We start from the raw sequence: 23423 nt of genomic DNA on the forward strand, positions 1-23423 counted from the left end.
AACGGCACTCCTCGCCACCTCCGGGGCCGAGCGACCTTGGGAGCGTGGCACGAGACCCGGTTTTACGCCTTCAAACTCACTCGTTCGTGGCCTCTGAGCCCGAGGCGGTCAGCTTCGCCGTCGACTCGTGGGTGAGGGCGGTGGCGGCCTGGGCGAACCCGATGATCGTCCGGAGCTCGTCGTCGGTGTAGCGGTCGCAGAGCTCGTACATGCCCTTGACCAGGTGGTCCCACAGGTGCAGGCCGCTCGCGATGGCGGCCTGGTCCAGCGCGATGAGGACCTTGCGCCGGTCGTCCGGGTGCCGCTCGCGGTTGACGATGCCCTTGCGCTCGAGCCGGTCGATCATCGCCGTCACCGACGCGGGCGCGAGGCCCGACAGCTGCGCGAGGTCCTTCGGCGTCTGGGGGCCGAACCGCGCGAGGTAGTCAAGGACCTTGCTCTCCACCGCCGAGAGCCCCCGGGTCTCGGCGATCGCGGTGTGGAACATGACCGTCGCCGTCGACATCTCCCGCGACTTGAGCAGGACTTCCTCGACGAGTTTCGTTCGCTCGCTTGACACGGCGACCAGCGTAACCCACTCTTTAGTTCGACAAAACGAATTAGTTTCTAAGACATTCGAGGGGACGAACAACATGACACGGGCACTGATCATCGGCGGCGGGGTGGCGGGCACGATCACGGCCATCGCGCTGCACGAGGCCGGGCACGAACCAGTGGTCTTCGAGGCTTACACCCACGACTCCGAGGGCGTCGGCGCGTTCCTGACGCTGGCGGTCAACGGCCTGGACGCACTGCTGCCGCTCGGCCTCAAGGACGTCGTCCGGAGCGCGGGCTTCGACTCGCCGCGGATGTCGATCGGGCTCGGCAACGGCACGCGGCTCGCCGAATTCCCCCTGGGCGGCGCCCTCCCGGACGGCACGGTGAGCCAGACCGTCCTGCGCTCCGACCTCTACGTCGCGTTGCGCGACGAGGCCGCGCGGCGCGGCATCCGCGTCGAATACGGCAAGCGCCTGATCGGCGCGAACCAGACGAACACGCACGTCACAGCGGACTTTTCCGACGGCTCACACGCCGACGGCGACCTCCTGATCGGCGCCGACGGCCTCCGCTCCCGCGTCCGCACGATCATCGACCCGGACGCGCCGTCACCGCGGTACGTCCCCCTGCTGAACACCGGCGGGTTCGCCGAAGGCCTGGACTTGCCCGACAAGCCGGGTGTGCTGAACATGGTCTTCGGCAAGCGCGTGTTCTTCTGCCACGTCGTCAGCACGGACGGTCGCGTCTGGTGGTTCGCGAACCCGGCCCGCAAGACCGAACCGACGGCGGCCGAGCTGATCACGCTCGCCGGCGAGAAGCTGCGCGCCGAACTCCTGCACCTGGTGGCCCGCGACCGGACACCGGCCGCCGAAATCATCCGGGCGACGCGGGAGATCTACCCGGCCTGGCCGACGTACGACTTCCCGACGGTCCCGGTCTGGCACCGCGGCCGCATGGTGATCATCGGCGACGCGGCGCACGCGACGTCACCGGCGGCGGGCCAGGGCGCCTCGATGGCCATCGAAGACGCCGTCACGCTGGGCAAGTGCCTCCGCGACGTGCCGGACATCGAGCGCGCGCTGAGCACGTACGAGAGCTTGCGGCGCGAACGCGTCGAAGCGGTGGTCGCGGCCGGGAAGCGCAACGGCGAGCAGAAGGTGATCGGCCCGGTCGGGCGGGTGGTCCGCGACTTCTTCATCAAGCGGGCGTTCGCGAAGCCGTCCGACGAGGACCCGAACGCCTTCATGTGGAACCACCGCATCGACTGGAACGAGAAGGTGGCGGTTTAGCGCCCGAGGTACTTCTCCCCGCCGAGGGCGAATCCACTACCGCCAAGTGTCGACGCGGTGGAAGTTCTTGTACGCCCGGCTCGGGGTCGGGCCGCGCTGCCCCTGGTAGCGGGACCCGGCTTCGCTGGAACCGTACGGGTGCTCGGCCGAGCTGGACAGCCGGAAGATGCACAGCTGGCCGATCTTCATGCCGGGCCAGAGCGTGATCGGCAGGTTCGCGACGTTCGACAGTTCCAGGGTGATGTGCCCGGAGAAGCCGGGGTCGATGAACCCGGCGGTCGAGTGCGTGAGCAGCCCGAGCCGCCCGAGCGACGACTTGCCCTCGAGGCGGCCGGCCAGGTCGTCGGCCAGGGTGACGAGCTCGAACGTCGAGCCGAGCACGAACTCGCCGGGGTGCAGCACGAAGGGCTCGTCGCCCTCCTTCTCGACCAGCGAGGTCAGCTCGTCCTGCTGCAGCTGCGGGTCGATGTGGGTGTACTTGCTGTTGTCGAAGACGCGGAAGAAGCGGTCGAGCCGGACGTCGATGCTGGACGGCTGGACCATGCCGGCATCGAAGGGGTCGATGCCGAGCCGGCCGGCGTCGAGCTCTTTGCGGAGGTCACGGTCACTGAGCAGCACGGCCCGAAGCCTATCCGGTGGGCTGTGACATCCGGGGCTCCGCCCCGAGCCGGGGGCTCCGCCACCCGGACCCCCGAAAAGCTGGTCAGGCCGCCCGCATGTGCTGCGCGTAGGTGGTGTCGGGCGCGAAGATCTTCTCGAGCCGCTTCACGTACCCGCGGCGCCCGGCCCGCCCGATCCGTTCCTGCAGCGCGGTGGCCCCGGGGATGAACCGCCGCACGGTCTCGGCGGCGAAGTTGACGCCCGCGACGGCGACGATCGCGGCTTGGGCGACGGGGTCGTTCGGCAGGCCGAGGAAGTCGGCGTTGGTCTTCCCGAGCACGAGCCGGCTGATCGACGAGTGCACGGCGACGGAGACGTGCGAGAGCACCTTCCCGACGGCCCCGCGCCCCTCGCCGACGGCGGCGTTGGCCTCGATCAGCGCCTTGGCGAGCCGCTTCGAGTCGTCGTCAGGGATGAACTCGGTGGCGGCGAGCAGCCACAGCAGCCGCCAGGCGTCCTCTTCGCCGGCGGGCAGCAGCTCGTCGTCGACGCCCATGAGCCAGCCGATGTAGCGCCAGAGGTGCAGGATGTCGCCGCGTTCGCGGGCGGAGTAGCGGAGGCCGAGCAGCTGCGTGCCGAAGACGTAGACGAGGGAGAAGAGCAGGAGGGTGCCGGCGGTCTGCACCTGGTTGACGGGCCGGTCCCAGGCCGCGTAGTCCCAGTCCTCCCGCCGGTTCATGGCGGCGCGCACGTGGGCGTGCACGAGCCGGATCCGCAGCGCGGAGGCGTACCCCTTTCGGCCGTGCTCGAGGGCACCGGGGGTGGTGACGTCGATCCACCAGGCGGCGGTTTCGACGAGCCTCCGGATGGCCTTGTATTCGATCTCCCCGGTTCCGACCAGCGATTTCGTGGCGCGCGAGGCGAGGTAGCCGCCCATCAGCGACATGTCCCCGAGCGGGAACAGCCCGAGCAGGCCGGCCCGGGTGATGGCTTTCGCACCTCGCTCGAGCCGCTCGTCGTCGACCCAATAGGGCTTGGCGTCGACCTGGTCGAAGAAGTCCTTCAGCGGCCCGGTCGCTTCGGCTCGGTTCGTCAGGGCTTCCTCGAAGAGAGCGCGCCCTTGCCCCTTGGGCTGCTGCGCCATCCAGGCGACGACGTCGTCCGCGAGCCGGTCCTGCACCTGGGCGAACTCCCGCAGACGCGCGACCTGCCGCTCGTCACCCCGGATGTCACCCTCGATGAACAGCCGCTGCGCCAGCCGGAAGCCGCCTTGCCGGAACAGCTCGGGCTCGTCCACCACGCTCACCTCCGCCAGTCGACAACAAGTGTTGTCACTTGACGCGCGCGAGTCAAGGAGGAGGGCGCTGGACAAGGGGATCACGGTGCCGTGTATGCTGGCGACGCACTGCGGATGTAGTTCAATGGTAGAACATCAGCTTCCCAAGCTGAATACGCGGGTTCGATTCCCGTCATCCGCTCTCATCGAAAGGCCCCGGGCACAAAAGTCCGGGGCCTTTCGCTTTCCCCGATCAGGACCAGAAATTGTCGTCGGTGGTTTCGTCGCTCGAAACGTCCGTCAGTTCCGCGGCCTTGCCGTCGCGCATGCGGAAGACCAGGGCGTGACGGGTGTCCAGTTGTTTCCCGTTGCGCGTGCCGGTCGAGTGGTAGACGGTGACGACTTCCTCGTCGTTCGCGTAAACCTCTTCCAGCTCGATCTTCAGCGTTCCGCCGCTGCGCTCGGCCAGCTGCCCGTACATGGCCAGAATCGCGTCGCGGCCTTTGTGGTCGCCGGAGAACACGTTGTGACCGGGCATGTGCTGCACAGCGTCGGGTGCGAGGAGTTCCGACAGCGTGGCGACGTCGCCCGCGGAAAATGCCTCGTAGCCCCGGCGGATGAGAGTGGCGTTCTGGTGTTCGGCCATGGGTGGCCTCCTCGGATAGGGCGTCCATCCATCGAACGCGCCCGTCCGGACCAGGGTCAAGGTTCCGATTTTCACCGTGAAGGCAAACAGCTACCGTTGTCCCAACCGGTGTTGCAAATGTGCCACATGAGCGGCGGGCAAACCGGTTTCCACCGCGCGGGCCAATGCTTCCACAGCAGCCCGGGAACCCAAGCGGTGCAACAACTCCGCCCGCGATGCGTGCCACCACGGGTAATCGTCCAGTCCCGGCAACGCATCCACCAGCGCCAATGCCGAAGAAGGCCCGTCGCGTTCCGCCACCGCGGCCGCCCGGTTCAAGCGCACCACCGGGGTGTCCTGGACCGACAGCAACACGTCGTACCAGGAAATCACCGCGTCCCAGTTCGTGTCTTCATAAGACGGCGCCAGGTCGTGGCAAGCAGCGACAGCCGCCTGGACCACGTACGCGTTCGGTACCGATGGGGTGCGGCGCAAGCCGCGGCCCACCAGCTCGACACCTTCCTTGATCAGCGATGCGTCCCACGACGAACGGTCCTGCGCGGAAAGCAACACCGGCACGCCCGAAGCGAACCGCGCGGGACGGCGGGCGTCCTGCAGCAGCACCAAAGCCAGCAGCCCCAACGCCGTCGGCTCGTCCGGCATCAGGGAAACGAGCAAGCGCGCCAACCGCACGCCCTCGTCGAGCAGCGAAACACGGCCCGTGTAACCCTCGTTGAAGATCAGGTACACCGTCGACGCCACGCCGGCCAGCCGCGCCGGCAGCTCCTCCGCCGCCGGGACCCGGTACGGGATCCGCGCCTGGGCGATCTTCTGCTTCGCGCGCGTCAGCCGCTTCGCCATCGTCGCTTCGGGGACCAGCAGGCCCCGGGCGACCTCCGCCGTCGACAAACCGCCCAAGGTCCGAAGCGCCAAAGCCACCTGGGCGTCCAGGGACAGCGCCGGGTGGCAGCACGTGAAGACCAGCCGCAGCAGGTCGTCGCGGACCACCACCGGGTCGGGGCACGGGTCGACGTCGGGCATCGCGACGGCCTCCTTCCCCTGCCGCTTCGCCTCGCGGCGGACCACGTCCACCGCCCGGCGGCGGGCCGCGACCAGCAGCCAGCCGCGGGGGTTTCCCGGGACGCCGTCGCGCGGCCACGTCTCCAACGCGCGCACGACGGCGTCCTGGACCGCGTCTTCGGCCAGGTCGACGCTGCCGGTGACGCGGACCAGCGTGGCCAGTACCCGGGTGCCCTCGTCCCGGACCAGCCGCGCGACCGCGTCCCCGGCGCCGGTCACTGGCCGAAGTCGACGACCGGCCGGACTTCGATCGCGCCGTCCCAGGCGCCCGGGATGCGCGCCGCAACCTTGACGGCTTCGTCGAGGTCGGCGCATTCGAGCAGGTAGAAGCCGGTGAGGGCTTCCTTCGTCTCCGCGTACGGGCCGTCGCTGGTGACGAGGTCGCCGCCCTTGCCGCCGGTGACGCGGACCGTCGTCGCGGTCGCCGTCGGGTACAGGGCCGCGCCGCCGCGGATCACCGCGCGGGCGCCCTCCCCGAACTCGTTGTAGTCCTTCATCAAGTCTGCGGCCTCGGGCCTGGTCGGGTCGACGTCGGAGGCGTAGATGATCGCGGCGTACTGGGGCATGAGGTACTCCTCGCAGGTTCTGACCGGCGCCGATCGCCGGTTCTCACTGTAAGGACGAACGGGCGAAGCCGCGCCGGGACACTTGTCGCGAAGAAAGTCCGGCGGGCAGGGTGAACACATGGGAGAGCCCGCGCTGTTCGGTCCGGACTTCGATCGCGACCCCTCACCCGCCTACGCCTGGCTGCGCGAACGACCGCCGCACCGGCTCGCTTTTCCCACCGGCATCTCGGCCTGGTTGATCACGCGGTACGACGACGCCATCAAGGCGCTCAACCATCCCGCGCTGGTCAAGAGCCCCTTCGCCGGCAACGAGGAGTGGCAGCGCTCGGGCATGGGCCTGCCGCTCGGGCATGGGCCTGCCGCTCGACCACCGGCCGTCGCTCGCGTCGAACATGATCAACACCGATCCGCCCGAGCACACCCGGTTGCGGCGCGCCTGCGCCGGCGCGTTCGGCCCGCGCCGGATGCAGCACCTGCGTGAACGCGCCCAGCAGGTGACCGACGAGCTGATCGACGCCGTCGAAGCGCGGGGACACGGCGATCTGGTCACCGCCCTCGCCTACCCGCTGCCGATCGCGATCATCTGTGACCTGCTCGGGGTGCCCGAGTCCTACCGCGAGGACGTACACGAGTGGTCCCTGGTCATCGACTCCGCCGACGACACCGACGGTTCGAAGGTCCGCGAAGCCACCGACGTGCTGGAACGGCTGGTCACCGAGGTCGTCGAGGCCAAGCGGGCGACGCGGGGCACCGACCTGATCAGCGACCTCGTCGCCCAGGAGGCCACCGGCACGCTCTCCGCGGACGAGGTGACGTCGACGGCGTTCCTGATCCTGATCGGCGGCCACGAAACGACCGTCGGGCTGATCGCCACCGGCGCGCTCGCGCTGCTGACCCACCCCGGAGAAGCAGCGAAGGCGCGGCAGGATCCGCAGCACCGCGCCGCCGTCATCGAGGAGGCGCTCCGGCTGCACGCGCCGCTGCAGAACGCGACCTGGCGGTTCCCGACCGAGGACGTCGAGATCGGCGGCCGGCTCATGCGGCCGGGCGAGCCGATCCTCGTCTCCGTGCTGGCGGCCAACCGCGACCCCGCAGTGTTCGAAGACTCCGACGCTTTCCGGCCGGGACAGCGGGCCGCCGAACGACGGCACATCGCCTTCGGCGCCGGGCCGCACCTGTGCATCGGCGCGGCCCTGGCCCGGCTGCAGGCCGACGTCGCCTTCGAGACCCTGCTCCGCCGCCTTCCGACGGCCCGGCTCACCGTGCCCGAAGAGGAACTCATCTGGTGGCCGAGCCCGATCACGCGCGGGCTGTTCCACCTGCCTATCGAGGTCTAACCCTCGACGAGCTCCCACTCGGAGTCCGGCGTCGCACGGTCGTACACCTGGCCCGGCGCGGCCTTCAGCACCGTGCGCACGTCCGGGTACAGGTTCGCCACGTGCTCCAGCTCCAGGCCCTCGACCTCGAAGTCCTCCGCCTCGGGAACCTCGAAGCCGACGAACAGCCACGTGCCGTCCTGCTCGCGGACGACCTGCCGGACCGCCCGCACCGGCTGCTGCGGGCCGGTCGGGATCTCGGTCAGGCCGGTGCTGATCTGGGCTTCGTCGTCCGGCGAGCCCTCGTACTCCCAGGCCGCGCGGCGCTGGGCGAGCAGCCGGACGTCCTCGTCTTCGTCGTCGGAACCGGTCACCGATGAGAGCAGCCACGTGCGGTGCTCCGGGTCCCAGTCGGCGGCCATCCCGGTCGGCAGATCCGCCAGCGCACCCAGCTGCGGCAGCAGTTCGACGGCTTCGCGCAGCGACAGCTTGCCGAAGCTCTCGCGGTTGACCAGCACGTCGTCGGACAGCTCGGTGCCGTCGCTGATGAACCAGTCGTCCTCGTCGTCCAGCACGACGAAGCCGAGCTCGTCGGGGTCGTTCACCAGGGCCAGTGCGATGATCACCGGCGCTTCCGGGTCCTGGCGCAGCGGCCATTCGCTCGACATGCGCCATATCCCACCATCGGCGCGGTACGGGCGGGGAGCCGGGGTCACCCGATCGGTTAATTCATCGATTGTTGATATCATGCCGCGCATGGTGCTGCCCAAAGGACTCGCCCGGTTCAACCGCGTGGTGACCAACCGGATCAACAAGCACGTCGTCGGCTGGGCCCCCGGGTTCGGCCTGCTCGTCCACAAGGGACGGAAGTCGGGCCGGGAGTACCGGACGCCGTTGAACGTCTTCCGCACCGGCGACGGGTTCGTCGTCGCCCTCACCTACGGCCCCGACACGGACTGGGTCAAGAACGTGCTGGCCGCGGAGAGTTGCACCATCATCACCCAGCGGAAAAATTACCGCGTGCACTCGCCCGAGCTCGTGCATGATGAGTCACGCCGCGCGATGCCGACCCCGGTGCGCCAGTTCCTCGGCCTGCTGAACGTCCACGACTTCCTGCTGCTGAAGCGGGACTAGGGGGAGAAATGCTGCTCGACGGGGAGCTCGTCCGGCTGCGCGCGCTCGAACCGGAGGACGCCGAGCGGATCCACCCGTTCGTGACCGACCCCGAGGTCGGCCGCTGGATGGAGAACGGCCACCCGCTGTCGCTGGCCCAGGTGCGCAAACGCTGCGAAGAGCGCGCGATCAACACCTACGAGAAGGTCGTCCTCGGCATCGAGGCCAAAGCCGAGCGGAAGCTCATCGGCGTCATCGACCTGCGTGACGCCGAGCCCGAAATCGGCGAAGCCTACCTGGACGTCTACATCGGCGACGCCGAATACCGCGCCGGTGGCGGCTACGGCACCGAGGCGCTGCGGCTCATGTGCCGGTACGGCTTCGACAACATGCGGCTGCACCAGATCACGCTGTGGGTCGTCGCCGAAAACGAGGTCGCCCGGCACGTCTACCGCAAGATCGGGTTCGTCGAGGAGGGCAGGCACCGCGAGGCGTTCGTCGGCCTCGACGGCAAGCGCCACGACATGATCCTGATGAGCATGCTGAAGGGCGAGCTCACTTGGTGAGCCGCTTGGGCGCCTTCAGCCGCCACGCCTCTTCGAGCAGCTCGCGCAGCTGATCGACGTCCACGCGGTCCAGGTCGACGATGATCGAGCCGTACCCGTCGTAGTGCGGCGTCGTGAAGAAGGCCGCGTCGCCGGATTCCAGCAACGCGGCCTTCTCGTCGTGCCCGCACAGCACGACCAGGCCGCCTTCGGCCTCGGTGCGCAGTCGCGCGAACCCCTTGCCCGCCACCTTCAGCGCGGGTGTGCGGTACCACGTCGACGCCTCCACCTCCGGGAGCCCGGAGGCGAGGCGCACGACGTCTTCCCAGGTCGTCATGGGTCCATTGTCGACCCGGTGTCTTGGAAAAACCGGAACTACGGCAGGCGGGTGATCCGGTCCGCCGCGGGCGGGGCCAGGTTCGGGTGCGCACCCAGGTAGGCGATCAGCGCGTCGAGGTCCACCGGACCACCCGAGAGGTTCGTGCCCTTGGTGAACTCGGTGAAGCCGTCCCCGCCGGCGGCGAGGAAGTTGTTCACCGACACGCGGTACGCCGCCGCCGGGTCGACCGGCGTGCCGTTCACCGTGATGTTCGAAACGCGCGAGCCGATCGGCGCGGCCGCCGAGTACGAGTAGTGCAGCGAGCTCGAGATCTGCAGGATCTTCGTGCCGCTCGCGGTCCACTGCTGTTCCAGCACGTTCTTCAGGTTCGCGCCGGTCAGCGTGATCGTCTGCATGATGTTGGAGAACGGCTGGACGGTGAACGCCTCGCCGTAGGTCACCACGCCGTCACCCTCGCCGTTCGCGGACGACTTGTACGTCAGGTCGGCGCGGATACCGCCCGGGTTGGTCATCGCGACGACCGCGTTGTTCGACTGCGTGCCCGCGAGCTGCGCGTCGGCGATGACGTCGCCGAGCGGCGACTCACCGGCCGTGTTGCCCGCCGCCGGCAGGTCTGCGGTGATGGTGCCGACCTGCTGGTTCGCGATCGGTGCGGACTTGGTCTTGGCGTCGGCAACCAGCGCCGCCACGGCCGGGTCCGGCGTGACCGTGCGGGTGACGATCTCGTTGAACGCCTTGGTCTGCGACCGCACGACGTCCCGCGTCTGGCGGCTGATCTTCAGGTCCACCACCGACAGCAGCCTGCCGAACGACGAGCCCTGGATGACCGGCCGCGGCTGGCCGGCCGGGTCGTTGATCACGCAGTTGTACTGCTGGTGGCTGTGCCCGGTGAAGAACGCGTCGACCTTCGGCGTCACCGCGGCCGCGATCGCCGCGGCCGGGCCGGGGCGCAGCTTGCAGTCGTTCGGGCCTTCGACCTCGGTGCCGTCACCCTGGTGCATCAGCACGATCTGGGCCTTGACGCCGAAGAAGTCGAGCAGGTTCGCGGTCCGGTTGATCGCCTCGACCTCGTCGCCGAACTTCAGGCCCTTGATGGCCTCCGGCGTGACGACGGAGGGCAGGTCCTTCAGCGTGGCGCCGATGACGCCGATCGGCACGCCGCCTTCGAACTTCACGGTGAACGGCAGCAGCGCGGGCAGGCCGTTGGTGAAGTACACATTGGACCCGATGAAGGGGAAGTTCGCACCCTTGAAGGTCTTCTCGAACTGGCAACCATCGGTCGGGTGGCAGCCGCCGAACTGCATGCGCTGCAGTTCCTTGTACCCCTCGTCGAACTCGTGGTTCCCGACGACGGACGCGGAGACGCCCAGCATGTTCATGAAGTCGATGGTCGGCTCGTCGTGGAACAGCGCCGACGTCAGCGGTGACGCGCCGATGTTGTCCCCGGCGGACACGACGAACGAGCTGGCCACCTGCGCCCGCAGCTGCTTCACGTGCGTGGCCAGGTAGGCGGCCCCGCCGGCGTCCACAGTGGTCCCGTCCGACTGCACCACGCGGCCGCCGGAGCCCGACGGCGGCTCCAGGTTGCCGTGCAGGTCGTTGAACCCGATGATCCGGACGTCGGTGGTGGAATCCGGGCGCTGGCCCGCGGACGCGGGTGCGGTGGTCACCGCCGTGGTCGCCAGCGCGGCCGCGGCGAACACCGCGAGCCGGGTCGAAAGCCTCATGAGTGTTCTTCCTCCGATTCGCGCCCTTGGTCCCCGAACGGGCGCACGGCGGAGGATTCTGCCTCGCGAAGCAGTTACCTACCAGGGTCAAAAGACGGACGTAAAGCGAACGTCACCTAACGGCTTCCGTCGAGCAGCACTCCGGCCACGAGTTCCGGGTCGTCGTTCATCGGCACGTGCCCGCAGCCCGGCAGCAGCCGGAAGACCCCGTGCGGTGCGACTTTCCGCAGGTCGGCGAGGCGCGGCCGGGCGAGGATCCGGTCACGCTCGGCCCAGGCGATGGTCACCGGGACACCGGTGACCGGGCCGGTGAAGCGGAAGTCGCCCCGGGACTGCGCGGCCGTGGGCTCGAACCCCGGCGCGGTGGCGAGCGCGTGCGCGTCCTCGACGACGGTCTCGGGCGTCTGCAGCTCGGGCCGTCCGACGATCATCCCGGTCAGGGCGCGCCGCCCGGACGCGCTCGCGGCGATGCGGCGCACGACGTGCGGTGGCGTGCGCTGCGCGAGGGCCCGGTGGGCCTTGAGCGTGGCGATCGCGTACATCTTCTGGGTCCGGTTCCACAACCCGGCCGGCGACAACGCCGTGACGCTGCGGACCAAGCCGGCCTGCCCGAGGGCCAGCGAGAGCAGGCCGCCGAGCGAGTTGCCGGCGACGTGCGGCCGGTCGAGCCCCAGGTCGGTGAAGAGCTGCTTGAACATCACCAGCGCGGGCTCGATGCCGTACCCGCCGGACGGCTCGGGCGACTCGCCGAAGCCGGGCAGGTCGACGGCGATGACGTCACGATGGGCCGTGAGCAGCGGGAACACCGGCGCCCACGCCTGGCGGCGGTGGCCGATGCCGTGGATCAGCACCAGCGGCTCGCCCCGGCCCGCGCGGTCGTAGACAACGTCGTCCATGACCCGAGGGTAGCGGAATCTGCAACCACCGGTAACAGTTACTTTGCGTCCGGTTCGATCCGGGTGCCGCTGTCCGCCGACTGCTGGACGGCGTCGAGCACGCGGTGCACGCGCAGGGCGTGCTCGAAGTCCGGCAGGTCGCCCTTGAGGTGCCGGGCGTACGCGTGCGCCACGTTGTACGAGGGTTCGGCGCTGCGCCCGGCCAGCTGCGGCAGCTCGTACCGCGCGGGCACGGTGAGCTTCTCCAGCGTGCCGGTCCGGCTGCCGCGCAGCGTCAGCTTCGCGATCCAGAACAGCGGGTCCGCGGCCTCGACGAGCAGCGTGCCTTCGGTGCCGTTGATCTCCCAGTGGAAGTCCGTGGCCGGCGACGTCCCGCCACGCAGGTGCAGCGACGCGACGGCACCTCCGGTCAGCACGCCGGTGACGGCGATCTGGTCCGGCGCCGTCATCTCGACGGACTCACCGGTGACCTCGTCGCGCACCCGCGGCCGGACCGTCGCCATCGTTGCCGAGAGCTCGGCGAAGCCGCCGAGCACCATGGCCAGCGCGTCGACCGTGTGCGCGAACGGAATGGTCAGCATCGTCGCCCCACCCGCGGGGTGCAGCTGGTAGTCGCGGCCGGCCCGCACGCTCGGGCCCCAATTCGCGCCTGAAGCGATCAGCGACGTCGAGAGCACGCGGCCGACGTAGCCGTCCTTGATGAGGTCGCGCAGGTAGCGCAACGCCGGCGCGGACCGTCCCTGCAGGCCGACCGCGGTCGTCTTGTCCCGGGCGGCGTCGGCCAGCGCCTCGGTTTCGGCGAGGCTCACGCCCAGCGGCCACTCGCTCAGCACCTGCTTGCCCGCGGCGAGCGCGGGCTCGATGAGCGCCCGGTGCTGCGGCACCTTCACGGCGACCACCACGAGGTCGACCTCCGGGTGCTGGGCGAGTTGCCCGGCGTCGCCGAAGGTCAGCGGCACGCCGTACTTTTCGCCGGCCACTCGCGCCGACTCGGCGCTGCTGCCGGCGAGCGCGCGGAGTTCGTAGCCGTCCACCGCGGCCAGCGCGGGCACGTGCGCGGTCGCGGCCCAGCCGCCGTTCGCGCTGAGCCCGACGATGCCGACCCGGAGCGGTGCCATGAGCGTTCCTTTCGTTGCCTGCATAGAGCCCGACGTGCCGAGCGTCGTGCGCATTCCCGTATCGGCGCAAGCCGCATCCGGTTACGCCGGCATGACTTCGCTCACCCACGGTCCACCGATCGGCGGCGGACGGGTCGGCCGAGTGGCCGATGGCGGCCCCGGACCGTCGGGCTCTTCGACCGAAGCGGCACCGGGGGCAAGATCCATAACGTCGATGGCATGACGAACGCGCAGCTCACAGCCCTGCAGTACGGCTTCATCGCCTTCCTCGCACTGTGGGCCGTGGTGCTGGTGCCGCAGCTGATCACCCAGCTCGCCCGGCACGGCGGCCTGCGGCTGCGCGGCCTCGCCACCACCGCGGCGGTGCTGCTCTACGGCTGCATGACGCTCGCGGTCGTCCTCCTGCCGCTGCCGGGTCCCGGCAGCCGCCGGCTCGGCCAGACCGTGCAGCTGCACCCGTTCCAGTGGATCGCCGACATCCACACGGAGCTGCTCAAGCACGGGGGGCAGTGGTTCATGACGCAGACGTTCCAGCAGGCGTGCCTGAACGTCCTGCTGTTCGTCCCGCTCGGGGTGTTCGCCCGGATCCTCTGGCGCCGCGGCCTGACCGGCACCGCGCTGATCGGCTTCACGGCGTCACTGCTCATCGAGTTCATGCAGCTCACGGCCAACTTCGGCACGGCGCCGTTCGTCTACCGCATCTTCGACGTCGACGACCTCATGAACAACACATTCGGCGCCGTCGCCGGCTGGGTGTTCGGGGCGCTGCTGCTGACGCTCCGGCGTTCACCGGTCGACGTGCAGCCGGCCCGGAGCGAGCGGGTCCACTTCGCCGAGACGCGCTAGCCGGGCTTTCCGCTGCAGCGCGGCCCGCTTGGCGGTCCGCCGGTCTTCCAGGACGACGACGAGCGCGGCCACGGCCAAGACCAGCGCGACCAGCCCGAGGACGATCGGAAGCTGCACGAAATCCTCCTCGGTACGGCGCTGTGCGGGAGATCACACAGGTTACGCAGGTCAGTACCGAATTGGCTACCCCCCGCGACGAAGGCGGCGAACCCGGGCGTGCCGGAAACTGGACGGGTGAGCACCCGACCCACGAAGGACCAGCTGGCCGCGGCGCACAACGCCACCATCCCCGACGTCATCGCCCCCGGCCTCGACGTCCTCTTCTGCGGCATCAACCCCGGCCTGTACTCCGGTGCGCTCGGCCGGCACTTCGCCCGCCCCGGCAACCGCTTCTGGCCCGCCCTCCACAACGGCGGCTTCACGCCGCGGCGCTACTCGCCCGGCGAGCAGGACCGGCTGCTCGAGCTCCGCCTCGGCATCACGAACGTCGTCGCCCGGACCACCGCCCGCGCCGACGAACTGACCGATGACGAGTTGCGCGAGGGCGGGAAGCTGCTCGTCGCGAAGGTGCTCGAGTACCGGCCGCGGTGGCTGGCCGTCGTCGGGATCACCGCCTACCGGACCGCCTTCGGCTTCCCGAAGGCGCGCGTCGGGCGGCAGGACCACCGGATCGGCGACACCCACGTGTGGGTGCTGCCGAACCCGAGCGGGCTCAACGCACACTGGACGCCGGCCGGGCTGGCGGCGGAGTTCGCCGAGCTGCGGACCGCATCCGAAGACTGTCGAAATCGTTGAACGGCTCACGGGCCACCCTCAGTAGCGCCGATGGCCCCATCAGGTCCTTTCCCGCCCACCCGCGCCAACTCTCCATGATCGACTTCTACCGAAAGTTTGCTGTGACCGGCGGATTGGGCCATGAGGGGGATTTGGCGTCATGAGCTGCGCAATCGCGACTCGTACCCAGCAGGAGGAGTCACTTCCGCCCGGTCCAAGCAGGGAACCGGACGGTGCCGGAGACGTCCGGCACCCGGGAGCGACGCGCAGAGACGGAGGCCCACGATGCACGGCATCGAGCCCACCCGCAGGCCCGCGGGGCCGGCCGGACCCGGCGGGCGAAGCCTCGGCGTGGCGGTCGTCGATCCGGTGCCGATCTTCCGCGACGGCCTCGCCGCGCTCGTGCACCGCAACCAGGGATTGCACTGGGCCGGGCAAGCCGCCAGCCACCACGCGGCCCTGCAGCTGTGCGAGCAGGTCAAGCCGGACGTCGTCCTCCTGGACTCGGCGCTCGACCCGAACTGCCACCTGACCAAACTGCTCAACGCCGGCGACCCGGCGCTGATCCTGGTCATCCTGATCCGTGACGCGAATCGCACGCAGCAGTACCTCGCGACCGCGATCGCCGCCGGCGCGCACGCGATCGTGCCGCGGTCGATCGATTCACGGCGGCTGGCCGAAGCGATCCGGCGGGCGCACAGCGAACGCCGTTACATCGACCCGGCGCTGGCCGCCTTGACCGCCCGGCCGAAGCGCACGGCCGCTCCGAAGGGCGACCTCGCGCACGACAGCCCGCCGGCGCCGCGCGGCGCGATGCCGCTGTCCAGGCGCGAGTACCAGGTGCTCCAGCTGGTCGCCGAAGGGCTCGAAAACTCGGCGATCGCGAAGCTGCTGTTCCTGTCCGTCGAGACCGTCCGGACCCACGTGAAGAGCATCCTGCGCAAGCTTTCCGCCCGGGACCGGACACACGCGGTGACGATCGCCTTCCGCAGCGGGATCCTGATCGCCCGTGCCGAAGACGGGCACGTGCCGGTGACGGCGGACACAACGGCGATCCCCGACCACCGCTGACGGCTCTTTCGCAGGCCGAAGGCAACATTCGGGGGGATTTCCGATACTCGGAAGTGCGGATCTGCTTGCTCTGGTTACCCGCAGGTAATATCCTGAAGTTACCGGCGAGTAAGGCGAATATGTGCCCGGCCGGGGAGCCGAACACATTGGAGTGACGACATGGGCCACTACAAGAGCAACGTCCGAGACCTCGAGTTCAACCTCTTCGAGGTACTCGGCGTGCAGGAGCGCCTGGGCAAGGGTGTGCTCGCCGAATCCGACGAAGAGACCGCCCGCGGGGTGCTGTCCGAGCTGAACAAGCTCGCGACCGGCCCGCTCGCCGAGTCCTTCGCCGACGCCGACCGCAACCCGCCCGTGTACGACCCGAAGACGTTCAGCGTCAAGATCCCCGAGTCCTTCAAGAAGAGCTACAAGCAGCTCCTGGACGGCGAGTGGTGGCGCCTCGGCCTGACCAACGACCTCGGTGGCTTCGGTCTCCCCCCGACGGTCCAGTGGGCCGCGTCCGAGCTCATCCTCGGCGCGAACGCCCCGCTGTTCATGTACCTGGCGGGCCCCAACTTCGCCATGATCGTGAACAAGAACGGCACCGAAGAGCAGAAGCACTGGGCCCAGCTCATGATCGACCGGGCCTGGGGCGCCACGATGGTGCTGACCGAGCCGGACGCCGGCTCCGACGTCGGCGCGGGCCGCACGAAGGCCACCAAGCAGGAGGACGGCTCCTGGCACATCGACGGCGTGAAGCGGTTCATCACCTCGGCCGAGCACGACATGAGCGAAAACATCATGCACCTGGTGCTCGCCCGCCCCGAGGGCCCCGGCATCGAGACCAAGCCGGGCACCAAGGGCCTGTCGCTGTTCCTCGTGCCGAAGTTCCACTTCGACTCCAAGACCGGTGAGCTGGGCGAGCGCAACGGCGCCTACGTCACGAACGTCGAGCACAAGATGGGCATCAAGGCCTCGACCACCTGCGAGCTGACCTTCGGCCAGCACGGCACCCCGGCCAAGGGCTGGCTGCTCGGCGAGGTGCACGACGGCATCGCGCAGATGTTCCAGGTCATCGAGTACGCCCGGATGATGGTCGGCACGAAGGCCATCGCGACGCTCTCGACGGGTTACCTCAACGCCCTCGAGTACGCCAAGGAGCGCGTCCAGGGCGCCGACCTGCCGAACATGCTGAACAAGGCCGCCCCGCGCGTCACCATCACGCACCACCCGGACGTCCGCCGCTCGCTGATGCTCCAGAAGGCGTACGCCGAGGGCCTCCGCGCGGTGTACCTCTACACGGCGTCGTTCCAGGACCAGCTGTGGACCGGCGAGGGCGACCAGAAGCTCGCGCACGGCGTCAACGACCTGCTGCTGCCGATCGTCAAGGGCGTCGGCTCCGAGCGCGCCACCGAGCAGCTCGTGCAGTCGCTGCAGACGCTGGGCGGGTCCGGCTTCCTGCAGGACTACCCGATCGAGCAGTACATCCGCGACGCCAAGATCGACTCGCTGTACGAGGGCACCACGGCGATCCAGTCGCTGGACTTCTTCTTCCGCAAGATCGTCCGCGACAAGGGCCAGTCGCTGGCCTTCGTCGCCGGCGAGATCACCAAGTTCATCGAGTCCGAGGCGGGCAACGGCCGGCTCAAGAACGAGCGCGGGCTGCTCAAGCAGGCCCTCGAGGACACCCAGGGCATGCTGGGCTCGCTGATCGGCTACCTGACGGCGTCCCAGGAGGACCCGCAGAGCATCAACAAGGTCGGCCAGCACACGGTCCGCCTGCTGATGTCCGTCGGCGACCTGCTCATCGGCTGGCAGCTGCTCAAGCACGCCGAGGTCGCGATCGGCAAGCTCGACGCGGGTGCGTCCGCCAAGGACGTCCCGTTCTACGAGGGCAAGATCGCCGTGGCCTCGTTCTTCGCGAAGCAGGTGCTGCCGGAGCTGACCGCCCGCCGCGCCATCGTGGAGGCCGCCGACAACGCGCTCATGGAGCTGGACGAAGCCGCGTTCTGATCAACGTGTTCCGCCGAAGGGCCCCTTCCACCCGGAAGGGGCCCTTCCGGCGTTTCGAGGTCATACCGCCGGGGAATTCCGTCTTCGAGTTCGCGGGACCGAGTGGCCGGACCTGCGACCACCGAGAGGAGATAGTGATGACTGTCGCCGGCATCATCAGCGCCATCGTCGTCGGGCTGATCATCGGCGTTCTGGGCCGGCTGCTCGCTCCCGGCAAGCAGAACATCCCGATCTGGCTGACCATCGTGATCGGTATCATCGCCGCCTTCATCGGTACGGCCATCGCGCGTGGCCTCGGCTACGCCGACACGAACGGCATCGACTGGCTGGAGATCCTCACCCAGGTCGTGCTGGCCGCGATCGGTGTCAGCATTGCCGCGGGCGCGTACGGCCGACGTGGTGTAACCCGATAACCCAGGAACCAGCCCGGCCGGTCCACCTTCGTGGTGGACCGGCCGGGCTTTTCCGTGGCTACCGCCGGGCCGACGCGCGGGCGAGCGCGACGGCGAACCCGGCGCCCACCAGCAGCAGGGCCGCGGCCCAGGTCATCGTCGTGGTGATGGCGTGCGCCGACGAACCGCCGGCGAGCGTCAGGAAGAGGCTCCCGAACGTCGCCACCCCGACGACCTGGCCCAGCTGCAACGTCGTCGTGAGCAGGCCGCTGGCGTCCGCCGCGCTTTCGAGCGGGACGTGGGTCAGCGCGTGCGCCATCAGGGACCCGAAGGCCAGGCCCATGGAAAGGCCGAACAGCAGGAGCGCGGCGAAGAACAGCGCGCCGCCGTTTCCGCCGTCCTTCAGGCTGAGCCCCAGCAGCGCGTACGCGACCGCCGACCCCACGTAGCCGCACGGCGTCAGTGCCGCGTGGACGCGGACGGGCAGCTTGTGCCAGAAGAACCCGCACACGCCGAAAACCACGCCACCGGGTGCCATGGTGAGCCCGGCGGCCAACGCCGTCTCCCCGAGGCCCGCCTGCAAGTGCAAGGCCACGCAGAACAGGAAACCGCCGTAGGACGCCACGCCGGTGGCCAGCGCGGCCAGTCCCGGTGCGACACCGCGGACCCGCAGCACGCCGAGGTTGACCAGCGGGTCGCGCACCCGGCGTTCCACGACCACGAACAGCACCGCCAGCAGCATGCCCGCCGCGAGCGAAACGAACGTCCACACCGGCCAGCCGGTTTCGTGCCCGAGGACGAGCGGCAGCACGACGAGCACCACGGCGGGCACGGCGAGCGCGAGGCCGGCGAGGTCGAGCCGGCGGCCCGCTTGCGCCGCGCCGCCGGGCACCAGACGGAGGGCGAGCGCGGCCACGAGCACCCCGATCGGCACGTTCACCAGGAAGATCGGCCGCCAGCCCGTGCCGAAGAGGTCCGCGCCGACGAGCACGCCGCCGAGCACCTGGCCCGCCACGAACGCGACCGAGATGACCGCGGTGTACGCGCTGAGCGCCTTGGCCCGGGCGGGGCCGCTGAACTGCGCCTGGATGACGCTGATGACCTGCGGCATCATCAGCGCGGCGCCGGCGCCCTGGGCGATCCGCGCGATGATCAGGGTCACGGCGTCCGGCGCGAACCCGCAGAGCAGCGAACAGGCGGTGAAGGCGACGACGCCGGTGACGAACAGCCGTCGCCGCCCGAACAGCTCGCCGAGGCGGGCACCGGTGATCAGCAGCATCGCGTAGCCCACGGTGTAGCCGGAAACGACGAGCTGCAGCGCGGCGCCGGACGCGTGCAGATCGGTGCGGATGTCGGTCATGGCGACGTTCACGACGGTGACGTCGAGCAGCGCCATGAACTGGCCGAGCAGCAGGACGGTCAGCATGAACCACGGCCGCCGGTCCGGCCGGGCGGCCCGGTCCGGGGTGGCCGGGGCAGGGGTGGTCAGTGTCATGCCCCTGACCTTGGGGTCCTTCGGCCGTGCGCGGAGAGAGCCTGGCGATGCTGGTACTGGGAGCACCACCATCTTCCGGGGGTCCGGGTGGCGGAGCCCCCGGCTCGGGGCGACGCCCCGGACAGCACTGCTTCGCCGAAAATTGTCGTACCCCTCCGGCACCATGTCGGCATGACGTCAACGCAGGTCCACACGAGCCGCCGGGAGGAACTCGGCCAGTTCCTCAAGGCGTGCCGGGCGCGGATCGGCCCGGAGGAGGTCGGGCTGCCGCCCGGCGTTCGCCGCCGCACGAGCGGGTTGCGGCGCGAGGAGGTCGCGCTGCTCGCCGGCGTCGGCGTCACCTGGTACACGTGGCTGGAGCAGGGGCGGCCGATCAACGCGAGCGCGCAGGTGCTCGACGCGGTGGCGCGCACGCTGCGGATGGAGCACCCCGAGCGGGAACACCTGTACCGGCTGGCGGAGCTGACACCGTCCCGGCTGCCGTCGTCGGTCGAGGTGGTGCCGGACGCGGTGCGCGAGGTGCTGCGCGCGCTCGATCCGCTGCCGGCCACGGTGATCAACGGCCGGTTCGACATCCTCGCGTCGAACGCGGCGCAGGAGGAGCTGTTCTGGGAGTGGCACAGCCTGCCGTGCCTGCACAAGAACCTGCTGTGGTGCTGCGTGACCGAGCCGAACGCGCGGCGGATGCTGCTGAACTACGACGAGGAGGTCCCGCACATGGTGGCGCGGATGCGCGCCGAGTACGGCAGGCACATCGGTGACCCGTCGTGGGAAGAGGACATCCGGCGGCTGGCCGCGCTGAGCCCCGAGTTCGCCGCGCTGTGGGCGCGGCACGAGGTGGCGGAACCGCGGCCGCGGTTGCGGGAGTTCGAGCACCCGCGGGCGGGCCGGATGCACCTGCGGCTGACCGAGCTGGCGGTCTCGGAGGCACCGGGCCTGCGGATCCAGGTGTCCACTCCGGACAACGCGGCAACGTGGGCGTTTCTGCCGTTGACCCGGCGGTCGTCATGACATCGGTGGACCTGAGCGATCAGGGGCTGACGTCGGTGCCTTCGCTGCCACCCGACGTCACCCGGCTCGATCTGTACAAGAACTCGATCTCGGAGGTGCCGGGGTCGCTGTGGTCGTTGACCGGGCTGCGCGTGCTGAACCTCGCGGCGAACCGGATTTCTTCGCTGCCCCCGGGCATCTCGGCGCTGACGTCGCTGCACACGCTCGACCTGGCGCACAACCGGTTCGATTCGCTGCCGGACGAGCTGGGCGAGCTGGCCGGGCTCACCGAGTACCTCTACCTCAGCGACAACCGGCTGACGAAGTTCCCGGATGCCTGGTGCCGGCTGGGAAAGCTGCGGTACCTGGGGTGCACGGACAACCGGCTCACCTCGCTGCCGTCGGACCTCTCGGGCTTCGCGGCGCTGCGCGAACTCCGGCTGTACCGCAACGAGCTGGTCGCCCTGCCCGAGTCGATCGGTGCCCTGGGGGCGTTGCGGGAGCTGCACCTGCGGGGCAACCGGCTCACTTCGCTGCCGTCGTCGATCGGCTTGCTGAGTGAGCTGCGTCAGCTCGACCTGCGGGAGAACTCGTTGACGACGTTGCCGGCGTCGCTCACCCGATTGTCCAAATTGGACAAGCTGGATCTGCGGTGGAACAAGCAGCTCCGGGAGCCGGCGTGGCTGCGCGACTTCGAGGAGGCGGGGTGCATGGTCCTTCGCTGACAACTCAACAGAGAACGGTCGGACGCGGACCGTAGGTCGCCGTGTGCGACGTCCGGCGGAGCTCGGTGCCGCTCGCGAGGTCGTAGAGCACGCGCGTGTCGGTGACGCTGAAGCCGGACGAACCGATCGAGGGCTGGCACGAGCCGGCCGCGCCGGAGCCGAACTGGATCGGCGGCGGGTCGCCGGGCGTCTGTGCTCCGGTCTGGCCCTCGACGCGGAAGTGCCGGGTGCCCCAGATCCGGACGGTCACCGAGTCGCCGGAAACGGTGGCCTGGACGGCGATGCCGGTCGTGGTGTCGTTGGTCAGCTTGAGCTCGACGGGGCTGCCGTCGGCGTTGACGGCCTTGGCGTCGCGGCCGGCGGGGTAGCGGTCGAGGTAGTGGTCGTGCTCCAGGTGACCGGCGTCGGCCAGGCCGGCGAGGTAGGCGGCGTTGTACAAAGTGGACGCCAGCTGGGAGACGCCGCCGCCGACCACGGACGGCCCGGTGCCGTCCTCGTCGACGGGGGCGGGCACGTAGCCGGCGTCCGCGGTGCGCGGGCCGGAGCGGACGCCGAGGCTGAACGTCTCGCCGGGCTTGACGATCGCGCCGGACACGCGGGCGGCGAGCGTCCGGTTGTTCGTCGCGGCCGGGCCGGTCAGGCCGCCGGTGGTGAACTCGCCGATGACCTCTTTGATGCCGAGCGCGCTGGCGGCGTCGGTGGTCACGCCGGGTGCCGCCGTGCTGTAGACGACCGGGAGATCCCGTCCCTCGGTCTTCTTGAGCACGTCGATCAGGGGGAGGAAGGTCTTCTCCCAGTTGATCTTGCGGGCCTCTTCGGAGGGCTCGACCGTCGGCTGGTCGCCGGTGAAGACGATCTGCGCGTCCTTGCCGTCGGTCTCGGTGCTGGCGAGCGGGTCCTTGAGGGCGCCCTGCAGCTTGCCCTGGTCGATGCGGACCTCGACGGCCCCGCCCTCGACCACGGCGAACTGGAACGACGACGCGATCGTCGCGGGCTTCAGCGGAACGTCCTTGCCCTCGCCGTGCACGACGACCGGCTTCGCGACGGCGGGCACGACGATCTGCTGACAAGCGGCCTGCACCCCGGCGGCGGTCGCCCGCACGGGCGTGATCGCCATGGCCAGCTTGACCCCGCCGGGGTCGAGCCAGTGGTCGGTGACGGTGTGCACGGCCCCGGCCAGGTCGGTCAGCTGCTGGCCCTGCCGCGGCAGGACGGGGTGGGCGGTGACCCCGCCGTCGCTGCCCGGGATCGGCGTGAACCCGACCGTGCCTTCGGTGGCGGGGTGGTTCAGCTTGCCCTCGGCGAGCTCCTGCACGGCCTGCCCGATCCGATTCTGGTCGGTGTGCGTGGCCACCCCGACCTCGCGACTGCTGAAGAAGGACATGATCCGCGTGATCGGACTGAGCGGCTGGTGCCCGGCGAGCCCGAGCGTGTTCGGCCAGTCGAGCCCGAGCCCGGACTGCGAAGGCACGAGTTCGGCCTGCACATCCCCACCGTGCACGACAACGGGCCGGATCAGCCGCGGCTCCAGCTCTCTCCGCAGCTTCGCTTCGGCTTCGGCATGGCTGAGCCCCCCGACCTCGATGCCGGCGACGGTCACCCCGCGCGGCACATCCCCGGCGCTGACGGCGAGATCGATGGCGTAGAGGATGACGAAGAGGCCAAGGGCGAGCCCGATGGACATCATGGTCCAGGCCACGCTCTTGCGCAGCCGCCGCGCGGGCGTCTCCGGAGCCGGAGGCGGCGCGGGGGTCTCGAGCAGCTCGCCGAGCAGATCATCGGAGAAGAGATCAGGAGCGGCGGCGGCAGTGTCCGAAGCGGGCGCGGCAACAACGGGCGGCCAAGCAGGCACGACTTCGATCGCGGGCTCGGTCGCAGGTTCGGCGGCCGCCCCGGCAACGCCCACGGCCACCGCAGGCGGCTCGGCCACAGTCGGCGACTCGTCCGCCGAGGGCCACTTAAGCACCGCATCGCCGACCGGCACAGCAGGCGGCTCGGGCGCCTCCGGCACGGGCGGCGCGGCGGCCGCGGTCGGCGAGTCGGCCGGCGCGGGCGTCGCCGCGGTCGGCGGGTCGATCACCGGCTCCGGTGCAGCCGTCGCAGGGGC

General features: G+C 69.9%; 26 protein-coding genes and 1 tRNA gene. 13 read left to right on the top strand and 14 right to left on the bottom strand.

Translation table 11 applies throughout. The features are described from left to right. Positions 1 to 76: 76 nt before the first annotated feature. The gene (locus ISP_RS47000; protein ID WP_013230886.1) at positions 77 to 559 is read right to left on the bottom strand and encodes a MarR family winged helix-turn-helix transcriptional regulator; all 483 of its coding nucleotides are present in this window, start codon (positions 557 to 559) and stop codon (positions 77 to 79) included. Between the two features lie 73 nt (positions 560 to 632). Here ISP_RS47000 and ISP_RS47005 point away from each other — a divergent pair, with 73 nt between their 5' ends. After that, on the top strand, positions 633 to 1826 hold the full coding sequence (locus ISP_RS47005) for an FAD-dependent oxidoreductase (protein WP_013230887.1): 1194 nt from the start codon (positions 633 to 635) through the stop codon (positions 1824 to 1826). 36 nt (positions 1827 to 1862) lie between these two features. Here ISP_RS47005 and dcd read toward each other — a convergent pair whose 3' ends face one another. Together dcd and ISP_RS47015 are read right to left on the bottom strand one after the other, a co-directional pair. Next, entirely contained in the window at positions 1863 to 2444 is a 582-nt protein-coding gene (gene dcd / locus ISP_RS47010; protein ID WP_003058109.1) for a dCTP deaminase, read from the bottom strand. Between the two features lie 85 nt (positions 2445 to 2529). After that, positions 2530 to 3726, bottom strand: a complete 1197-nt coding sequence (locus ISP_RS47015; protein WP_013230888.1) for an oxygenase MpaB family protein — start codon at positions 3724 to 3726, stop codon at positions 2530 to 2532. Between the two features lie 107 nt (positions 3727 to 3833). Here ISP_RS47015 and ISP_RS47020 point away from each other — a divergent pair. Continuing rightward, a tRNA-Gly gene (locus tag ISP_RS47020) sits at positions 3834 to 3904 on the top strand. Positions 3905 to 3955: 51 nt separating this feature from the next. Here the strand turns inward: ISP_RS47020 and ISP_RS47025 are convergent. The 3 genes from ISP_RS47025 to ISP_RS47035 all read right to left on the bottom strand — a co-directional run bounded on the left by ISP_RS47025 (position 3956) and on the right by ISP_RS47035 (position 5973). Then, positions 3956 to 4348: a nuclear transport factor 2 family protein gene (locus tag ISP_RS47025; protein WP_013230889.1), complete on the bottom strand. Its 393-nt coding sequence runs from the start codon at positions 4346 to 4348 to the stop codon at positions 3956 to 3958. A gap of 90 nt (positions 4349 to 4438) precedes the next feature. Continuing rightward, positions 4439 to 5626, bottom strand: coding sequence for an RNA polymerase sigma factor (locus ISP_RS47030; RefSeq protein WP_013230890.1), 1188 nt, complete (start codon positions 5624 to 5626; stop codon positions 4439 to 4441). After that, positions 5623 to 5973, bottom strand: a complete 351-nt coding sequence (locus ISP_RS47035; protein ID WP_013230891.1) for a YciI family protein — start codon at positions 5971 to 5973, stop codon at positions 5623 to 5625. The genes ISP_RS47030 and ISP_RS47035 overlap by 4 nt, the downstream gene beginning before the upstream one ends. 118 nt (positions 5974 to 6091) lie before the next feature. Between ISP_RS47035 and ISP_RS47040 the strand changes: the two genes are divergently transcribed. Together ISP_RS47040 and ISP_RS47045 are read left to right on the top strand one after the other, a co-directional pair. Next, positions 6092 to 6454 carry a cytochrome P450 gene (locus ISP_RS47040; protein WP_230468658.1) on the top strand — a complete coding sequence of 121 codons (363 nt, stop codon included), beginning with the start codon at positions 6092 to 6094 and terminating at the stop codon, positions 6452 to 6454. Next, on the top strand, positions 6366 to 7310 hold the full coding sequence (locus tag ISP_RS47045) for a cytochrome P450 (protein ID WP_230468659.1): 945 nt from the start codon (positions 6366 to 6368) through the stop codon (positions 7308 to 7310). Before ISP_RS47040 ends, ISP_RS47045 begins: the two co-directional genes overlap by 89 nt. On the opposite strand, the gene ISP_RS47050 is transcribed toward ISP_RS47045, so the two are convergent. Beyond that, complete coding sequence (locus ISP_RS47050) at positions 7307 to 7957, bottom strand: hypothetical protein (protein WP_013230893.1); 651 nt, start codon at positions 7955 to 7957, stop codon at positions 7307 to 7309. The two genes, ISP_RS47045 and ISP_RS47050, sit on opposite strands and share 4 nt — an antisense overlap. An 88-nt stretch (positions 7958 to 8045) precedes the next feature. Here ISP_RS47050 and ISP_RS47055 point away from each other — a divergent pair, with 88 nt between their 5' ends. Both ISP_RS47055 and ISP_RS47060 read left to right on the top strand, forming a co-directional pair. Beyond that, entirely contained in the window at positions 8046 to 8423 is a 378-nt protein-coding gene (locus ISP_RS47055) for a nitroreductase family deazaflavin-dependent oxidoreductase (RefSeq protein ID WP_014467875.1), read from the top strand. A gap of 8 nt (positions 8424 to 8431) precedes the next feature. Continuing rightward, the gene (locus ISP_RS47060) at positions 8432 to 8968 is read left to right on the top strand and encodes a GNAT family N-acetyltransferase (protein ID WP_013230895.1); all 537 of its coding nucleotides are present in this window, start codon (positions 8432 to 8434) and stop codon (positions 8966 to 8968) included. Here the strand turns inward: ISP_RS47060 and ISP_RS47065 are convergent. From ISP_RS47065 to ISP_RS47080, 4 genes are all read right to left on the bottom strand, one after another. Next, positions 8958 to 9284, bottom strand: a complete 327-nt coding sequence (locus ISP_RS47065) for an MmcQ/YjbR family DNA-binding protein (RefSeq protein WP_013230896.1) — start codon at positions 9282 to 9284, stop codon at positions 8958 to 8960. The genes ISP_RS47060 and ISP_RS47065 overlap by 11 nt on opposite strands. Before the next feature lie 38 nt (positions 9285 to 9322). Then, entirely contained in the window at positions 9323 to 11014 is a 1692-nt protein-coding gene (locus tag ISP_RS47070; RefSeq protein ID WP_013230897.1) for a bifunctional metallophosphatase/5'-nucleotidase, read from the bottom strand. 116 nt (positions 11015 to 11130) lie between these two features. Beyond that, positions 11131 to 11910, bottom strand: a complete 780-nt coding sequence (locus ISP_RS47075; RefSeq protein WP_013230898.1) for an alpha/beta fold hydrolase — start codon at positions 11908 to 11910, stop codon at positions 11131 to 11133. 38 nt (positions 11911 to 11948) lie between these two features. Continuing rightward, entirely contained in the window at positions 11949 to 13028 is a 1080-nt protein-coding gene (locus ISP_RS47080; RefSeq protein WP_013230899.1) for a Gfo/Idh/MocA family protein, read from the bottom strand. A gap of 219 nt (positions 13029 to 13247) precedes the next feature. Here ISP_RS47080 and ISP_RS47085 point away from each other — a divergent pair, with 219 nt between their 5' ends. Then, positions 13248 to 13874 (top strand): VanZ family protein, encoded by a 627-nt coding sequence (locus ISP_RS47085; protein ID WP_013230900.1) that lies wholly within the window; start codon positions 13248 to 13250, stop codon positions 13872 to 13874. Here the strand turns inward: ISP_RS47085 and ISP_RS47090 are convergent. Further along, positions 13815 to 13991 carry a hypothetical protein gene (locus tag ISP_RS47090; protein ID WP_014467876.1) on the bottom strand — a complete coding sequence of 59 codons (177 nt, stop codon included), beginning with the start codon at positions 13989 to 13991 and terminating at the stop codon, positions 13815 to 13817. The genes ISP_RS47085 and ISP_RS47090 overlap by 60 nt on opposite strands. A gap of 117 nt (positions 13992 to 14108) precedes the next feature. On the opposite strand from ISP_RS47090, the gene mug reads away from it, so the two are divergent. The 4 genes from mug to ISP_RS47110 all read left to right on the top strand — a co-directional run bounded on the left by mug (position 14109) and on the right by ISP_RS47110 (position 18127). Then, the gene (gene mug, locus ISP_RS47095; RefSeq protein ID WP_013230901.1) at positions 14109 to 14669 is read left to right on the top strand and encodes a G/U mismatch-specific DNA glycosylase; all 561 of its coding nucleotides are present in this window, start codon (positions 14109 to 14111) and stop codon (positions 14667 to 14669) included. A 264-nt stretch (positions 14670 to 14933) separates the two neighbouring features. Next, positions 14934 to 15719 carry a response regulator transcription factor gene (locus ISP_RS47100; protein WP_013230902.1) on the top strand — a complete coding sequence of 262 codons (786 nt, stop codon included), beginning with the start codon at positions 14934 to 14936 and terminating at the stop codon, positions 15717 to 15719. A gap of 159 nt (positions 15720 to 15878) precedes the next feature. Beyond that, complete coding sequence (locus ISP_RS47105; RefSeq protein WP_013230903.1) at positions 15879 to 17714, top strand: acyl-CoA dehydrogenase; 1836 nt, start codon at positions 15879 to 15881, stop codon at positions 17712 to 17714. 137 nt (positions 17715 to 17851) lie between these two features. Next, positions 17852 to 18127, top strand: coding sequence for a GlsB/YeaQ/YmgE family stress response membrane protein (locus ISP_RS47110; RefSeq protein WP_013230904.1), 276 nt, complete (start codon positions 17852 to 17854; stop codon positions 18125 to 18127). A 58-nt stretch (positions 18128 to 18185) separates the two neighbouring features. Here ISP_RS47110 and ISP_RS47115 read toward each other — a convergent pair whose 3' ends face one another. Further along, positions 18186 to 19601: an MFS transporter gene (locus tag ISP_RS47115; protein ID WP_013230905.1), complete on the bottom strand. Its 1416-nt coding sequence runs from the start codon at positions 19599 to 19601 to the stop codon at positions 18186 to 18188. Positions 19602 to 19772: 171 nt separating this feature from the next. Here ISP_RS47115 and ISP_RS47120 point away from each other — a divergent pair, with 171 nt between their 5' ends. Both ISP_RS47120 and ISP_RS47125 read left to right on the top strand, forming a co-directional pair. Then, positions 19773 to 20612, top strand: coding sequence for a helix-turn-helix transcriptional regulator (locus ISP_RS47120; protein WP_013230906.1), 840 nt, complete (start codon positions 19773 to 19775; stop codon positions 20610 to 20612). Then, complete coding sequence (locus ISP_RS47125; RefSeq protein ID WP_013230907.1) at positions 20609 to 21316, top strand: leucine-rich repeat domain-containing protein; 708 nt, start codon at positions 20609 to 20611, stop codon at positions 21314 to 21316. Before ISP_RS47120 ends, ISP_RS47125 begins: the two co-directional genes overlap by 4 nt. Before the next feature lie 4 nt (positions 21317 to 21320). Here ISP_RS47125 and ISP_RS47130 read toward each other — a convergent pair whose 3' ends face one another. Continuing rightward, positions 21321 to 23396, bottom strand: a complete 2076-nt coding sequence (locus ISP_RS47130; protein ID WP_013230908.1) for a VanW family protein — start codon at positions 23394 to 23396, stop codon at positions 21321 to 21323. Between the last annotated feature and the right edge of the window lie 27 nt (positions 23397 to 23423).

It is taken from the genome of Amycolatopsis mediterranei, assembly GCF_026017845.1.
GTDB classification, from domain to species: Bacteria; Actinomycetota; Actinomycetes; order Mycobacteriales; family Pseudonocardiaceae; genus Amycolatopsis; species Amycolatopsis mediterranei.

Coding starts and splice junctions, on each gene's coding strand:
- ISP_RS47005 (WP_013230887.1), top strand. CDS start 633: ATGACACGGGCACTGATCATCGGCGGCGGGGTGGCGGGCACGATCACG.
- ISP_RS47025 (WP_013230889.1), bottom strand. CDS start 4,348: ATGGCCGAACACCAGAACGCCACTCTCATCCGCCGGGGCTACGAGGCA.
- ISP_RS47035 (WP_013230891.1), bottom strand. CDS start 5,973: ATGCCCCAGTACGCCGCGATCATCTACGCCTCCGACGTCGACCCGACC.
- ISP_RS47040 (WP_230468658.1), top strand. CDS start 6,092: ATGGGAGAGCCCGCGCTGTTCGGTCCGGACTTCGATCGCGACCCCTCA.
- ISP_RS47045 (WP_230468659.1), top strand. CDS start 6,366: ATGATCAACACCGATCCGCCCGAGCACACCCGGTTGCGGCGCGCCTGC.
- ISP_RS47050 (WP_013230893.1), bottom strand. CDS start 7,957: ATGTCGAGCGAATGGCCGCTGCGCCAGGACCCGGAAGCGCCGGTGATC.
- ISP_RS47055 (WP_014467875.1), top strand. CDS start 8,046: ATGGTGCTGCCCAAAGGACTCGCCCGGTTCAACCGCGTGGTGACCAAC.
- ISP_RS47060 (WP_013230895.1), top strand. CDS start 8,432: ATGCTGCTCGACGGGGAGCTCGTCCGGCTGCGCGCGCTCGAACCGGAG.
- ISP_RS47065 (WP_013230896.1), bottom strand. CDS start 9,284: ATGACGACCTGGGAAGACGTCGTGCGCCTCGCCTCCGGGCTCCCGGAG.
- ISP_RS47070 (WP_013230897.1), bottom strand. CDS start 11,014: ATGAGGCTTTCGACCCGGCTCGCGGTGTTCGCCGCGGCCGCGCTGGCG.
- ISP_RS47075 (WP_013230898.1), bottom strand. CDS start 11,910: ATGGACGACGTTGTCTACGACCGCGCGGGCCGGGGCGAGCCGCTGGTG.
- ISP_RS47080 (WP_013230899.1), bottom strand. CDS start 13,028: ATGGCACCGCTCCGGGTCGGCATCGTCGGGCTCAGCGCGAACGGCGGC.
- ISP_RS47085 (WP_013230900.1), top strand. CDS start 13,248: ATGACGAACGCGCAGCTCACAGCCCTGCAGTACGGCTTCATCGCCTTC.
- ISP_RS47100 (WP_013230902.1), top strand. CDS start 14,934: ATGCACGGCATCGAGCCCACCCGCAGGCCCGCGGGGCCGGCCGGACCC.
- ISP_RS47105 (WP_013230903.1), top strand. CDS start 15,879: ATGGGCCACTACAAGAGCAACGTCCGAGACCTCGAGTTCAACCTCTTC.
- ISP_RS47110 (WP_013230904.1), top strand. CDS start 17,852: ATGACTGTCGCCGGCATCATCAGCGCCATCGTCGTCGGGCTGATCATC.
- ISP_RS47115 (WP_013230905.1), bottom strand. CDS start 19,601: ATGACACTGACCACCCCTGCCCCGGCCACCCCGGACCGGGCCGCCCGG.
- ISP_RS47120 (WP_013230906.1), top strand. CDS start 19,773: ATGACGTCAACGCAGGTCCACACGAGCCGCCGGGAGGAACTCGGCCAG.
- ISP_RS47125 (WP_013230907.1), top strand. CDS start 20,609: ATGACATCGGTGGACCTGAGCGATCAGGGGCTGACGTCGGTGCCTTCG.